General features: G+C 66.4%; 13 protein-coding genes. 5 read left to right on the plus strand and 8 right to left on the minus strand.

The features are described from left to right. Positions 1-19: 19 nt before the first annotated feature. On the minus strand, positions 20-1,516 hold the full coding sequence (locus ACPP3B_RS13475) for an IS5 family transposase (RefSeq protein WP_424859308.1): 1,497 nt from the start codon (positions 1,514-1,516) through the stop codon (positions 20-22). A gap of 226 nt (positions 1,517-1,742) precedes the next feature. Here ACPP3B_RS13475 and ACPP3B_RS13480 point away from each other — a divergent pair, with 226 nt between their 5' ends. Then, entirely contained in the window at positions 1,743-2,726 is a 984-nt protein-coding gene (locus ACPP3B_RS13480) for a Bug family tripartite tricarboxylate transporter substrate binding protein (protein WP_424859309.1), read from the plus strand. Between the two features lie 14 nt (positions 2,727-2,740). Beyond that, positions 2,741-4,423 (plus strand): FAD-dependent oxidoreductase, encoded by a 1,683-nt coding sequence (locus tag ACPP3B_RS13485; RefSeq protein ID WP_424859310.1) that lies wholly within the window; start codon positions 2,741-2,743, stop codon positions 4,421-4,423. A gap of 28 nt (positions 4,424-4,451) precedes the next feature. Here the strand turns inward: ACPP3B_RS13485 and ACPP3B_RS13490 are convergent, their stop codons facing one another. The 6 genes from ACPP3B_RS13490 to ACPP3B_RS13515 are packed head-to-tail and all read right to left on the minus strand — an operon-like array spanning position 4,452 to position 10,172. Beyond that, positions 4,452-5,243 (minus strand): phosphodiesterase, encoded by a 792-nt coding sequence (locus ACPP3B_RS13490; protein ID WP_424859311.1) that lies wholly within the window; start codon positions 5,241-5,243, stop codon positions 4,452-4,454. Between the two features lie 17 nt (positions 5,244-5,260). Then, positions 5,261-6,523, minus strand: coding sequence for an ABC transporter substrate-binding protein (locus ACPP3B_RS13495; protein WP_424859312.1), 1,263 nt, complete (start codon positions 6,521-6,523; stop codon positions 5,261-5,263). Between the two features lie 50 nt (positions 6,524-6,573). Beyond that, positions 6,574-7,422 carry a carbohydrate ABC transporter permease gene (locus ACPP3B_RS13500; protein ID WP_424859313.1) on the minus strand — a complete coding sequence of 283 codons (849 nt, stop codon included), beginning with the start codon at positions 7,420-7,422 and terminating at the stop codon, positions 6,574-6,576. 7 nt (positions 7,423-7,429) lie between these two features. Next, entirely contained in the window at positions 7,430-8,302 is an 873-nt protein-coding gene (locus ACPP3B_RS13505; RefSeq protein ID WP_424859314.1) for a carbohydrate ABC transporter permease, read from the minus strand. Positions 8,303-8,311: 9 nt separating this feature from the next. Further along, complete coding sequence (locus ACPP3B_RS13510) at positions 8,312-9,463, minus strand: ABC transporter ATP-binding protein (RefSeq protein ID WP_424859315.1); 1,152 nt, start codon at positions 9,461-9,463, stop codon at positions 8,312-8,314. Further along, the gene (locus ACPP3B_RS13515) at positions 9,456-10,172 is read right to left on the minus strand and encodes an HAD family hydrolase (protein ID WP_424859316.1); all 717 of its coding nucleotides are present in this window, start codon (positions 10,170-10,172) and stop codon (positions 9,456-9,458) included. The genes ACPP3B_RS13510 and ACPP3B_RS13515 overlap by 8 nt, the downstream gene beginning before the upstream one ends. Before the next feature lie 101 nt (positions 10,173-10,273). Here ACPP3B_RS13515 and ACPP3B_RS13520 point away from each other — a divergent pair, with 101 nt between their 5' ends. Genes ACPP3B_RS13520 through ACPP3B_RS13530 form a run of 3 tightly spaced genes read left to right on the plus strand, consistent with a single transcriptional unit; the run spans position 10,274 to position 12,143 of the window. Continuing rightward, positions 10,274-11,071 (plus strand): DeoR/GlpR family DNA-binding transcription regulator, encoded by a 798-nt coding sequence (locus ACPP3B_RS13520; RefSeq protein WP_424859317.1) that lies wholly within the window; start codon positions 10,274-10,276, stop codon positions 11,069-11,071. A gap of 26 nt (positions 11,072-11,097) precedes the next feature. Continuing rightward, positions 11,098-12,003 carry a hypothetical protein gene (locus ACPP3B_RS13525; RefSeq protein ID WP_424859318.1) on the plus strand — a complete coding sequence of 302 codons (906 nt, stop codon included), beginning with the start codon at positions 11,098-11,100 and terminating at the stop codon, positions 12,001-12,003. Positions 12,004-12,011: 8 nt separating this feature from the next. Beyond that, positions 12,012-12,143, plus strand: coding sequence for a helix-turn-helix domain-containing protein (locus ACPP3B_RS13530; protein WP_242002941.1), 132 nt, complete (start codon positions 12,012-12,014; stop codon positions 12,141-12,143). Between the two features lie 178 nt (positions 12,144-12,321). Here the strand turns inward: ACPP3B_RS13530 and ACPP3B_RS13535 are convergent, their stop codons facing one another. After that, entirely contained in the window at positions 12,322-13,017 is a 696-nt protein-coding gene (locus ACPP3B_RS13535) for a DUF3489 domain-containing protein (protein ID WP_424859319.1), read from the minus strand. Positions 13,018-13,037 lie beyond the last annotated feature (20 nt).

Genomic DNA, 13,037 nt, shown 5'->3' on the forward strand with positions numbered 1-13,037 from the left:
GTCCCTGAAAAATTCATTTTCACGCCGCCCTTAGCCGCAGCTGGGCAGGGTTGGCGCCACTGGTCTCGGTTGGCCGCCGCTGGGCGAGCCACCGGCCGATGAGGCGCACGGCCGCAATGAGGCGCAAAAAAGCTCGCCTCAAGAAGGGCACGCCCTTCTTCGTGATCATGCGCAGCAGCCAGCGGATGTTGTAGCCCGCCGCGCACAGCACCGCGTGCAGCCGGTCACCCTGCTCGCCCTTGAGATGGCACCTGTCCATGCGGTGATCCTGCTTCAAGTGCCCGATGACCGGCTCGATGGCCTGGCGGCGCTTGAGCAGCTTGCGCTCCTGCTGCGTCAGGCGCTTGATCTTGCCGCGGTGCACCAGGCGCACATCCGCGATGTCGGCTTCCACCCCGCGGTAGCCCAGATCGGCAAACGCTGTGCTGGGCTTGATGCCAGTGTCCTGCATCAGGATCGTGGCCTGCTCCAGCTGCGCTTGCAGCGTGTGCCCGTCGTAGGGGTTGCCATGGAAGGCCCGGGCTCCGACGATGAGGCTGTGCTTCAGGGTGCTGGCAATGCCGACCTTGACGCCGAACTCGTAAGGGCAGCGGGCCTTGCCCTTGTTGATGCACTCCACCTCCGGCGCGTGCCAGGCGTAGAGCTTTCGAGTCCCGTCGGCGGTCTTTCGGTTGGCAGTCTGCGCCACCAGACGCGCCGCCTTGTTGAGGGTGTGGCCAAGAGCGCTCTGGATGGCCTGCCCCAGGCGGCTGGCCTTGCGCTCGATCTCCCGCTGCAGCCTGGCCACGATCGTGCGCTGGCGCTTGATGACCCGGCGCATGCGCGCAAACTGCCGCGCGTGCGCATAGCGCCCAGCCTTGCGGGCCAGCTCCTTGCCTTCCTTGGCAAAGGTCTGCTTCAGTGCAATGCCGGCTTGCTTGGCTGCTTGCACCAGCTTGGTGCGCGCGGTCTCGAGCAAGCGGCTGTCGGTGGGGTGCGCCACCGCCTTGGGTTGTACGGTGGTGTCCACCACCACGCGCTTGAGTTCCTGCGGCTTGATGAGTCCGGTTTCCACCGCCACGTTGATCGTCTGCGCCAGGAGTTCTTCCACCCCCTCCTCGCCCAGCAGCCGGCGAAACTTCACCAGCGTCGTGGCGTCGCACGGCCGGCGATGTTCAAAGTACGCCCGCCCCGAGAAGAACTGCCATGTGGGGGTTTCGCCCCAGCGCTCGACCACCCCTTCGTCCGACTCGTTGAAGGCGTGCTTCAGATACAGCAGCGCGATCATCACGCGCAGCGGCACGCGGGGTCGGCCTGCGTTGGACGCCCGAGCTGCGCGCACCGGAGATTCGCCAAAGAGGTCCAGATCGGGCATCGCGACACCTGCGCGCGCTTTGCGCATGAACAGGTGCGACAGCCTTGCTTCCAACTCCTGCCACGGCATGCGTGAGGACAACACCGCCAGCGGATGGCGCAGGTCGATCATCTGATCGAGCCGGGCGCGGAAGAAGTCCTCGGTGGCGGGGCAGGCAAACATCGCAAAACTCCCAGAAAACGGCGCATCAGACCATCAAATCTGGGGGAAATTGTACTCGCAAACAGACAATAACACAAGAAAAATCATGAGGTTATGAATATTTCAGGGGCGACTCATTAAGAAAAATCATATTTGATTCTGAAAATTTCGATTTACGCAAGAATCAGATTTGATTCAAATCAAAACGACGCGGGCATCCGACCCACGCATCCAACGAGGAGACACCATGACATTCGCAACACGACGCATCGCCGTGCTGGGCGCGCTGCTGGCCACCCTGCTGCCGGCCGCCGGCTGGGCCCAGAAATCCGATTACCCCAACAAACCCATCCGCGTGGTGGTGACCTTCCCGCCCGGCGGCAGCTCGGACGCCATGCTGCGCCTGCTGGCGCCGCGGGTGGGCGAGAAGCTGGGACAGCAGATCGTGGTGGAGAACAAACCGGGGGCCGGCGGCAACATCGGCCTGACGCAGGTGGCCAAGGCACCGGCCGACGGTTACACCCTGGGCCTGGGTGCTGCCGGGGCGCTGGCGGCCAATGCCAGCCTCTATCCGCAGATGCCCTTTGATGTGCTCAAGGATTTCCAGCCCATCACCATGGTGGCGGCCATCCCCTTCGTCATCGTCGGTTCGCCCAACCTGCCGGCCAAGACCCTGCAACAGGTGATTGCGCAGGCCAAGGCGCAGCCGGGCCAGCTGTCGATGGGACATGGCGGCAACGGCACGGCCATGCACCTGTCCACGGCGCTGTTCGAGCAGATGGCTGACATCAAGCTGGTGCAGGTGCCCTACCGCGGCACCGGGCCGGCAACGCTGGATGTGCTGGCCGGCCAGGTGCCGCTGGCCATGTCGGATCTGCCGGCTGCGCTGCAGCACATCAAGGCAGGCAAGCTGGTGGCCTATGCCGTGACCACCCCGCAGCGCCTGCCCATGCTGCCCGACGTGCCGACCGTGGCCGAGGCCGGGCTGCCGGGCTACGACTCCACCGGCTGGTTCGGCCTGGTGGCACCGGCGGGCACGCCGACTGCCATCGTGGCGCGACTCAATGCGGAGTTCGGTGCCGCGCTGCGCGACCCCACCATCCAGGCCACGATCCGCGGCATGGGCATGGAGCCGGTGCCGGGCACGGTGGAGAGCTTCGACGCCTACATCCGCAGCGAGACGCGCAAGTGGGCCGGCGTGATCCGCAAGGCCAACATCAAGCTGGACTGAGAGAGGCAAGCCCCATGACCACTTCCTACGACACCCAGGTGCTGATCGCCGGCGCCGGCCCGGTGGGCCTGACCATGGCCATCGACCTGTCGGGGCGCGGCATCCCGGTGACGGTGATCGAGCAGCGCCGCTACGCCGAGCCGCCGCCGGTGAAATGCAACCACGTGTCTTCACGCACCATGGAGCAGTTCCGCCGCCTGGGCGTGGCCCACAAGCTGCGCGCCGCCGGCCTGCCCGAGGACTACCCGAACGACGTCGTGTTCCGCACCAGCATGACGGGCATCGAGCTCACGCGCATTCCCATTCCCTGCCGTCGCGACCGCTACACCGCCACCGACGGGCCGGACACCTGGTGGCCCACGGCCGAGCCGCCGCACCGCATCAACCAGATCTACCTGGAGCCGATCCTGCTGCACCATGCGGCAGCGCTGCCCGGTGTGACGCTGCGCAACCGCACCGAGCTGCTGCGCTTCGAACAAGACGCAGACGGGGTGCAGGTCTGGCTGCGGGACCTCGACACTGGCGCCGAGTTCACGCTGCGTACGCGCTACCTGATCGGCGCGGACGGCGGCAGCTCCACGGTGCGCAAGCAGATGGGCGCGCAACTGGAGGGCACGCCCGTCATCCAGCGCGTGCAGTCCACCCACATCCGCGCGCCCGGCCTCAGGGCCCTGATGCCGGGCAAGCCGGCGTGGTGCTACTACTCGGTCAACCCGCGCCGCTGCGGCACGGTGTTTGCCATCGACGGCCAGGAGAGCTGGCTGGTGCACAACCACCTCAACGCCGAGGAGCCGGACTTCGACTCCGTCGACCGCGACGCCTCGATCCGCCACATCCTGGGGGTGGGCGACGACTTCGAATACACCGTGATCTCGAAAGAAGACTGGGTGGGCCGGCGTCTGGTGGCCAACCGCTTCCGCAACGGCAATGTCTTCATCGCCGGCGATGCCGCCCACCTGTGGGTGCCGTACGCAGGCTATGGCATGAACGCCGGCATTGCCGACGGGCTGAACCTGACCTGGCTGCTGGCGGCGCACCTGCAAGGCTGGGCGGATGCGTCCATCCTGGACGCCTACGAGGCCGAGCGCCAGCCCATCACCGAGCAGGTGTCGCATTTCGTGATGAACCATGCGCAGAAGATGATCAAGGCGCGCCGAGCCGTGCCTCCCAACCTGGAGGCCGCGGACGATGCCGGCGCTGCCGCGCGCGCGCTGATCGGCCAGGAGGCCTACGAGCTCAACGTGCAGCAGTTCTGCTGCGCCGGGCTGAACTACGGCTACTTCTACCAGGGATCGCCCATCATCGCGGCGGACAGCGAGACGCCACCGTCCTACACCATGGGCAGCTTCACACCCTCCACGGTGCCGGGCTGCCGCGTGCCCCACTTCCGGCTGGCCGACGGGCGCTCGCTCTACGACGCCTTCGGCCCGGGCTACACCCTGCTGCGGCTGGATGCACGCGTTGACGTGACCCCCCTGCTCGACGCCGCGCACGCACGTGGCATGCCCGTCGAACTGCTGGACCTGCAGGACCAGCCCGACCTGCCCGGGGCCTACCGCCACGCGCTGGTGCTGTGCCGCAGCGACCAGCACGTCGTCTGGCGCGGCCAGGTCTTGCCGGGCGACTTGCAGGCGCTGGTGGCCATGCTGTGCGGGGTGCGCCGCACGGTGCCGTCACGCCAGCCGGTCGCTGCCTGAACCCGGCTGCCGGGCACCGGGGGGCCCCTTACTCGCCAAGCCAGAAGCGTTCGCTGCGGTCGAGGAAGTCGTGCACGTGGACGGTGACGGTCTCTTCACCCAGCAGCACCACGCCGTACTGTGGCGGCTCGTGGCTGCCGCCGATCTTGGGCGTGTCATCCAGACGCAGCGCCACCTGGTGGTTGGTGCCGCGCAACGTGGAGTACGGGATGCCGAGCCAGGAGCCGAAGATGGGCCGGTGCACGTGGCCGAAGAACAGGTGGCGGATGCGCTGCTCCTGCCCCTGCAGGGCGCGCCGCAGCGGCGCGGGGTCGAGCAGGGCGATGCGGTCCATGGACGGGATGCCGAGCGCGAAGGCCGGGTGGTGCATGAAGAGGAGCACCGGCTCGTCGCTCTGCGCCAGCCGCTCGGCCAGCCACTGCGCGCGCTGTTCGCACAGCACGCCGTGACTCACGCCGGGTTCGTTGGTGTCGAGGAAGAGGCCGCGGTAGCCACCGATGGCCACCTCGTACTGCACGAAGCCGTTGGCGTCCACCGGCACCTGCGGGAAGTGCGCGCGAAAGCGCTCGCGGCTGTCGTGGTTGCCCAAGATGGGGAACACCGGCATGGGCAGGCGGCCGAGCTGCTGCGCGAGCTGGCGGTAAGCGTCCGGGTGGCCGGTGTCGGCCAGGTCGCCGGTGACAACACACAGCGCGGCGTCGCCATGCTCTGCGATCACGCTGTCAATGCAGCGGGCCAGGCGGCGGTACGGGTCGAGCCCGTAGAGTGCCTGCCCCTGCGCCACCAGGTGCGTGTCGGTGATGTGGATGAACTTGAACACGGTGAGGTTTCTCCAGTTCAGCGCGGCAAGAGGGCCTGCACGTCGCGCGTCATGTTGGCCAGCGCCTGATCCGGCGTCACGTCCTTGGCAACCACGGTCTGGATGTGGTCCTTGATGACGTCGGTAATCTTCAGGCCGTTCTCGCCCGGAAACGCATACCAGCCGGTCAGCACCGGCAGCTGCTTGATGGCCGTGAGGTGGTTGGGATTCTGCTCGTAGAAGGGCTTGAGCAGGGTTGGATCGTTAGCCGGCAAGGTGTTGGCCGGGAAGTAACCGGTGGCCTTGACCATGGCGGTGGCACCCTGCGGGCCGGTGGCGTACTTGATGTATTCCCACGCGGCCTTCTGCTTGGCAGGATCCTTGGCAAACATCATGGCCACGTTGCCGCCAGCGGGCAGGCGGCCGTTCTTCTCGATCGGCATGCGTGCGGTGCGCAGGTCGAAGCGCTTGCCGACCTGCTTCGTGATCAGGCCCAGGCGCGCGGTGGAGGTCACTAGGACGGCCAGGTTGCCGGAGATGAAATCCTGATTGGCGCTGTTGAACGAGACATTGCGCATCTCGCCGTCACTCACGGCCTTGGCGAGGGTCTGCATGGCGGTCTTGCCGGCGGCGCCGTCGAAGGCCACCTTCTTCTCGTCAGGCGTCAGCATGGTGCCGCCGTTGGAGAAGACCAGTGCCTGCCACATCCAGTTGCCGGTGATCTCCCAGTCCATGTGCAGGCTGTGGGTGCCGGGGTTGGCGGCCTTCGCTTTCTTCGCCAGCTCAATGATGCCGTCCCAGGTGGCGGGGAACTGCTCGGGAGTGACGCCGGCCTTGCGCACCAGGTCGGCATTGAAGTAGACGATGGGGGTGGAGAGCGAGAAGCCGATACCGACCTGCTTGCTGCCGATCTGGCCCAGCGACAGCAGCGCCTTGTCGTAGCCCATCTTGCCCCAGTCCTTCTCGGCCTGGATGAACGGGGTCATGTCGACGGCGATGCCGCGGTCGACGAACACGCGCTGGCGGTTCAGGCCCTGGTAGGACACGTCGGGCAGCTGGTTGGTGACAGCCTGGCGCAACGCCTGCTGCGTGGCTTCCTCATAGTCCGGGGTGGGCGCACGGAAGACCACCTTGTACTGCGGATACTTCGCCATGAAATCCTTGGCAATCTTTTCGTGCACTTCCTTGAAGATGGCCGGATAGGGGTAGTCGACGACGATTTCGAGCGGTTGCTGCGCGTAGCTCCAACCGCAAGCCAGCAGCACGCCGGCTGCGATGGATTTCAGGACAACTCGTTTCATGGGATGCACTCCTTGGAGGATGAGGAAAGTGGAAAGGGAAGCGGAACGGATCAGCCCTTGACGCCTGTCAACGTCACGCCTTCGATGAAGCGTTTCTGGGCGGCAATGAAGAGCAACAGCAGCGGCGCGGTGATCAACACGGTGCCGGCCATGAGCGGGCCGTAGTTGATGCCGGCCTCCTCGTTGCGGAAGAACATGATGCCCAGCGGCGGCGTGGCCAACTCGGGCGAAGAGATGACCAGCAGCGGCCAGAAGTAGTCGTTCCAGTGCCAGACGACCGAGAAGATGGCAAAGGCAAACAGCGCCGGCATGGCGGTGGGGAGCATCACGCGCCAGACCAGCTCAAACTCGCCCATGCCGTCCAGGCGCGCGGCGTGCACCAGATCGTCAGGCACCGTGCGGAAGAACTGTCGCATCAGGAAGATGCCGAAGGCCGAGATGGAGAACGGCACGATCAGCGCCGACAGCGTGTTGAGCAGGCCCAGGTGATGCAACAGCACATAGGTGGGGATGGCTGTCGCTTGATGCGGAATCATCAGCGCCAGCAATACCAGCCGCCAGGCCCAGGTCTTGCCGCGGAACTGCAGCTTGGCAAAGGCATAGGCCGCCGGCAACAGCACCACGATCTGCAGCACCAGGATGGCGGCGCAGACCAGCAGGCCGTTCCACAGATAGCGCAGCAGGGGCACGCGGGTCAGCGCCTCGGTGTAGTTCTCCACCAAGGCCAGCCGCGTGGGCAGCAGCGACAGTTCGCGCGTGAACACCTCGTCCACCGGCTTGAGCGAGGTCAGCACCATCCAGATGAAAGGCGCCAGAAAGACCAGTGCGCCAGCCATCAGCAGCAGATGGCGCAGGGCGCGGAAGAGGATGGCGCGCGTGAGGCGGGAGGACAACATCATGCGTTTCTCAGGCGTAGTGGGTCTTGCGTTCCATGGCGCCGTGCTGCACCTGGGTCAGGAAGAAGATGCCGGCGATGAAAACCACCGTCATGGCGCTGGCATAGCCCATGCGGAAGAAGCTGAAGCCCTCGGCGTAGATGGTGTGCAGCAGCACCTCGGTTGCCTTGTTGGGCCCGCCACGCGTAAGTACGTGCACGGTATCGAACACCTGTAGCGCGCGGATCGCGCAGACCGTGACGACAAACAGCGTCGTCGGCCCGAGCAGCGGCCAGGTGATGCGGCGGAAACGCTCCCACGGGTGGGTTACACCGTCGAGCGCCGCCGCGTCGCGCACGTCCTGCGGAATACTCTTGAGGCCGGCGAGGAAGAGCACCATGGCCAGACCGGCCATCTGCCACACGCCGATAGCTGCCAGCGAATACAGCGCCAGCCGGCGGTTATTGAGCCAGTCCTGCGGCTCCAGACCGACCCACTGCAGCATGTGGTTTACCAGCCCGGCACTCGGGTGCAGCAGGAACTGCCAGACCACGGCCATGGCAATCAGTGTCGACGCCACCGGCATGAAAAAAGCCGTGCGGTAGAAGCCGCGCAACTGGGTATCGGCTTCGATGAGCAGTGCCGCTCCGAGGCCAATGACCACGGAGCCTACGGTCACCAGCACCAGGTAGAGCAGCGTGTTGGCAAGCGACTGGCGGAACACCGGATCACGCCAGAGTTCGGCGTAGTTGGCCAGGCCGACCCAGTTCAGCGTGGCGGAGCCAAACTGCCAGTCAGTCAGCGACAGTACGGCCACAACAACCACCGGGCCGAGCAGGAACACGAGCAGCAGTACCGTCGCGGGGGAAAGCAACAGCAAGGCATGGAACGAATGCGCGCGCATGACCCGTCCTCAAGCAGCCGCGTCCAGCTGCGCCGTGCGGGGCTGGAACGCCAGACGCTGGCCATCGGCCCCAAACACATGGAGTTGCGCCAGCGGAACTGATATCTCCAGCGGCTCACCGACGCGCAGGCCGGCTTGCTGCGCGGGCAGGCAGATGGTGACCTGCTCCTGTGTCTGCGCCAGCTTGACGGTAACGATCATGTCGGCGCCCGTGTATTCCACGCCACTGATGCGCCCGTGCAGTGCCAGCCCCTCGCTCTTGTCTCGCAAGCCCACCTGCGGCCGGAAGCCAACCAGACAGGTAGCGACCTCCTGGCCCTGCGCCACGCGGCCAATCTGCCAGCCCTGCACCCAGACGCCGGTGCCACGGATCTCGGCCTGCAACAGGTTGATGCGCGGCGCGCCAACAAAGCGCGCCACCTCCACGTGCGCCGGTTGGCTGTAGATCTCATCCGGCGTACCCAGCTGCAACACGCGACCTTCGCGCATGACGGCCACGCGGTCAGACATGGACATGGCCTCGTGCTGGTCGTGCGTGACGTAGATGAAAGTAACGCCCAGCTGGTCGTGCAACTGCCGGATCTCGGCGCGCAGCGCCTGGCGCAGATTGGCGTCGAGGTTGGACAGCGGTTCGTCGAACAGAAACACCGCCGGGTGCCGCACCATGGCACGCGCCAAGGCCACACGCTGGCGCTGGCCACCCGACAGTTGCGCAGGCTTGCGCGCCCACAAGGCATCGATGCCCAGGCTCTGTGCCACCTTGCGCGCGGTGGCCGAGGCCAGCGCGTGCTGGCGACGCACTGCCGGCGACAGCCATCGCATGCCTGGCAGGCGTTGCCAGAAATTCAGACCGCGCATCAGCAGGGGCGTGCAGATGTTCTCGCCCACGGTCATGTGGGGGTACAGGGCATAGCTCTGGAACACCATGGCACAGTCGCGCTCGCCCGGCGACAGCGGCAGCAGGTCGCGCTCGCCCAGGTGGATGGTGCCGGCGTCGGGCTGGTCCAGCCCGGCGATCAGGCGCAGCAGTGTGGACTTGCCGCAGCCCGAAGGGCCGAGCAGGGTGAGAAACTCGCCGTCACGCACAGTGAGGTCCAGACCCTCGAGCACGTGGGTGGCGCCAAACTGTTTGCTCAGGCCGTGGATGCGAATGTCAGGCATGGCAGGTCTCCGGTGAAGGGGACAGGCGGTTAGACAGTTGGCTGAGCAGCCAAGGGGCGAACTCGTCGTAGCGATCGAAGCCCGTTACCTGGGGCCAGAGGTCGCCCGGCTGGCTGGCATAGCCCATACGGTGGGCCGCGAAGCGCACGCCAGCGGCTTCGGCACAGCACGCGTCCATCGCCGAGTCGCCCACGAAAAGCACCTGCGATGCCGGTATGCCAAGCTGCTGCAGCACGCGCAGCAGCGGGTCCGGCGCCGGCTTGGGCCGCGCAGCATCACCCAAGCCGACCACGGCGTCGAAGCCGATGTCGAGCCCCGTGCAGGCCAACAGGGCCTCGATGGAAGGTCGGTCGCGGTTGCTGCACAGGCCAAGCAGCAAGCCCTGTGACTTGAGTTCCACCAACAGGGCCGGCACACCGGCGTAAGGTGCAGCTTGAGCCAACCAGTGCTGCGCATAGCGGGTGAAGTAGCTGGCCTCCAGGGCTTTGCCTCGGTCGGCCGCAGACGCTTCGGTCTGCAGGGCTAATGCATATTGGAACATCGGCCCCAACCCCTCGCTGAGCGCCGACCGAAGCCGGTCCGCCGGCACCGCGCACAGCCCGGCTTCGGCCAGCACCTCATTGGCAGCCGCGGCCAGAGAAGGCAGGGTGTCCAGCAGCGTGCCATCGACATCAAAGACGACTGCTCGAATATGATCGTTTCTGTTCATGAAATCGATGTTATCAACAGAAAGTGTCATTTTGATGACTTGGTCTGAACCTATAGTCGCTGAACGCCTGTGTGCTTCTCGTCTGATTTGCCCTGCCGCCCATGCTCAAAGCCGCCCGTCACAAGGAGATCGTCGCCCTGGTTCAGGGCGGCGGCATCGTCGAAGTCAACGCCTTGGCGCAGCGTTTCCAGACCTCGCCCATCACCATCCGGCGCGACCTGATCGAGCTGCAGGAACGGGGACTGCTCGAGCGCACCCGTGGTGGCGCCGTCTCGGGCGAGGTGATCGCCGAGGGTTGGGCGCGTTATGAGAGCATCAGCTACGCGGAACGCGAGCGCGAGCAGTATCGCGAGAAGCGCGCCATTGCCGAACTGGCGGCGCAGTTGGTGTCAGACGGCGACTGCATCCTGGTCAACGGTGGCACCACCTCGCGCCACCTGGCCGAGGCGCTGCGCGGCCACCAGAACCTGCACATCGTCACCAACGGCCTGACGGTCGCGATGGAGTTCGCGCGCAGCCAGAACGCGGCGGTGTACCTGCTGCCGGGCATGGTGGACTTCAGGAAGATGGCCTCGGTCAGCCGACCGGCGCCCGGCAGCCTGGATGACATCACAGTACGAGCCGCGTTTCTCGGCGTGCACGGCATCTCACCCGCCGGCATCGGCATGCTGTCGCCGGAGGAAGCAGCCATGAATCGCGCCTTCATCGATGCCGCACAGACCGTGAACGTGCTGGTGGATTCGTCCAAGTTCAATTCGCAGGCCATCTTCCGCATCTGTGAAATGAACCGCGTCACGCGCGTCGTGACCGACACCGGCCTCGCGCCGGAGGTGCGTCAGGCGCTGGAGGCGCAGGGGGTGGAAGTGCTGCTGGCCTCGCCGGAAGAAGCCGCGGGCTGACGCCGGCACCGCCGCACAATGGCGCCATGACGCGCCCGCTGATCCTCTTCGGTGCCTTTGACCGCCACAACCTCGGCGACCTGCTGTTTGCCCCCGTCGCTGCCGCGCTGCTGCCGGGGCGTGCGCTGATCTACGCCGGGCTGGCAGCGCGCGACCTGCGCGCCCATGGCGGCCATGCGGTGCGCGCTTTGAACGAGGTGCGCGCCACACTCGGCGAGCAGCCGGTGGACCTGCTGCACGTGGGTGGCGAGATCCTGACCACCACCGCCTGGCAGGCGGCGGTGATGCTGCTGCCGCCTGAAGAAGTACACACCACGCTGGCCTACCTGCATGACCGCCCCACCGAGCAGGCGACCTGGGTGCAGCGCATGGTGGGCAGCACCGCCGCTGCGCCCTATCTGGCCGATCGTGCCGCGTGGCCGGCGCTGCGCTTTGTGGTCCACACCGGCGTGGGCGGGGCGCAGCTGGCTGCAACCAGCCCGGCGCTGCGCACCGAGGTGCTGGCCCAGCTGCGGGGAGCCGATGCACTGGCCGTACGCGAAGCGCGTACGCAGCGGCAGCTGCAGGCCGCCGGCATTCGAAGCACGCTGCTGCCCGACCCGGCGGTGCTGGTCGCCGAGCTGTTTGGCGAGCGCATCGCCCAACACGGCACAGCCGGCGAGGTGGCGCAGCTGCGCCAAGCCTTTGCGCACGGCTATCTGGCGGTGCAGTGCAGCGCCGAGTTCGGCGACGACGTGACTCTGGATGCCCTGGCCGCGCAACTTCGGACAGTGGCCACCGCACACAAGCCGTTCACGAAACGGCGCGCGACCTGCATCGCCTGGGCTTCATCGACAAGCGCAAGATGCGCAAGTACGACGCGCTGTGCCTGGAGCCGGTGCATGAATACGACGCTGAGAAAGTGCGCGCCTTGCGCGAACGCCTGCACTTGAGTCAGGCCGTGCTGGCATCGGTCCTCAACACCAGCGTCTCGACCGTGCGCAAGTGGGAAGTGGGCGACAAGAAGCCCAGCGGTCCCTCGCAGAAGCTGCTCGACCTCATCGAACGCAAGGGGCTGGAGGCGGTGCTCTGATGGGGTAGCTCTTCCAAACCCATGCGCAACGTTGATGAACGCAGGGCGCGCTGACAGACAGTTTCGGACTGGATGCAAATCCGGGGTCGTTCAGGGGTGCAACAAAGCAGGCCGATCAGGGGTAGTATCTCGGCTAACTTCTGGACAGCGGTGACGGTCGAGGAAGCCGCCCGGCCATTCACGGGTCCTTCCTGGCGACCCAGCCATGCGGGGGGCGCGAGCGCGGCGCTTCGATAGCGTCAGGGTGCAAACCGAGGTTTGCAGGGTTTGCGGTTTGCAGGCCAGCGCTGCCGCCACGGCCAGCGACCGGAAGGACGGCCAGGGTACGCAGGTCGTGCGTACCCCAAGGGCCGGACCTGAACTCCGACCCCTTGCGGCGCGGCTGACCGTCAGCCGATGCGGTCACCCGCTCTCCGGCTGCGTTGTGCGTCAGCACCACGTTCAGGCCCAGGCGCTTGCGCAGCAGGCCCGAGATCGCGCCGCGCACGGAATGCGGCTGCCAGCCGGTCGCCAGCATCAGTTGCAGACTGGTTGCCCCCTGCGGGCGGCGCAGCGCTACCACCAGCGCGGCGAGTTTGGTGCCAGGGCGCACCGGGATGCCCTCCAGAAGTTGGAGGCCGTCGGTGGTGTCGCACTTCGCGACGCCATCCGGCGGCACAGGCCGCTGTTGGCCGATGGCCGCGTAGCCCGCGTCGGTCAGCACGTGGTCGCCGTCGGCGGGCTCGATCCAGCCACGATCGAGCAGCGCAGTCAGCACCTTGACCCGTGCGCCACCGCGCAGCGTCTCAGGCGGAATCACTTGTCCATCGGCGCGGTGGGCGGCAGTGCGTAGCAGCAGGGTTTGAGTCGGGGTGAGCTTGGGGGTCGTGTCCATGGGGGCCTCCGGAGTGATCG

Source organism: Tepidimonas sp. HKU77 (assembly GCF_049728535.1).
GTDB lineage: Bacteria > Pseudomonadota > Gammaproteobacteria > Burkholderiales > Burkholderiaceae_C > Tepidimonas.

What these genes read in the sequence shown, in the direction of transcription:
- ACPP3B_RS13475 (WP_424859308.1), bottom strand. Translation starts at nt 1,516, where the DNA reads ATGTTTGCCTGCCCCGCCACCGAGGACTTCTTCCGCGCCCGGCTCGAT.
- ACPP3B_RS13480 (WP_424859309.1), top strand. Translation starts at nt 1,743, where the DNA reads ATGACATTCGCAACACGACGCATCGCCGTGCTGGGCGCGCTGCTGGCC.
- ACPP3B_RS13485 (WP_424859310.1), top strand. Translation starts at nt 2,741, where the DNA reads ATGACCACTTCCTACGACACCCAGGTGCTGATCGCCGGCGCCGGCCCG.
- ACPP3B_RS13495 (WP_424859312.1), bottom strand. Translation starts at nt 6,523, where the DNA reads ATGAAACGAGTTGTCCTGAAATCCATCGCAGCCGGCGTGCTGCTGGCT.
- ACPP3B_RS13500 (WP_424859313.1), bottom strand. Translation starts at nt 7,422, where the DNA reads ATGATGTTGTCCTCCCGCCTCACGCGCGCCATCCTCTTCCGCGCCCTG.
- ACPP3B_RS13505 (WP_424859314.1), bottom strand. Translation starts at nt 8,302, where the DNA reads ATGCGCGCGCATTCGTTCCATGCCTTGCTGTTGCTTTCCCCCGCGACG.
- ACPP3B_RS13510 (WP_424859315.1), bottom strand. Translation starts at nt 9,463, where the DNA reads ATGCCTGACATTCGCATCCACGGCCTGAGCAAACAGTTTGGCGCCACC.
- ACPP3B_RS13515 (WP_424859316.1), bottom strand. Translation starts at nt 10,172, where the DNA reads ATGAACAGAAACGATCATATTCGAGCAGTCGTCTTTGATGTCGATGGC.
- ACPP3B_RS13520 (WP_424859317.1), top strand. Translation starts at nt 10,274, where the DNA reads ATGCTCAAAGCCGCCCGTCACAAGGAGATCGTCGCCCTGGTTCAGGGC.
- ACPP3B_RS13525 (WP_424859318.1), top strand. Translation starts at nt 11,098, where the DNA reads ATGACGCGCCCGCTGATCCTCTTCGGTGCCTTTGACCGCCACAACCTC.
- ACPP3B_RS13535 (WP_424859319.1), bottom strand. Translation starts at nt 13,017, where the DNA reads ATGGACACGACCCCCAAGCTCACCCCGACTCAAACCCTGCTGCTACGC.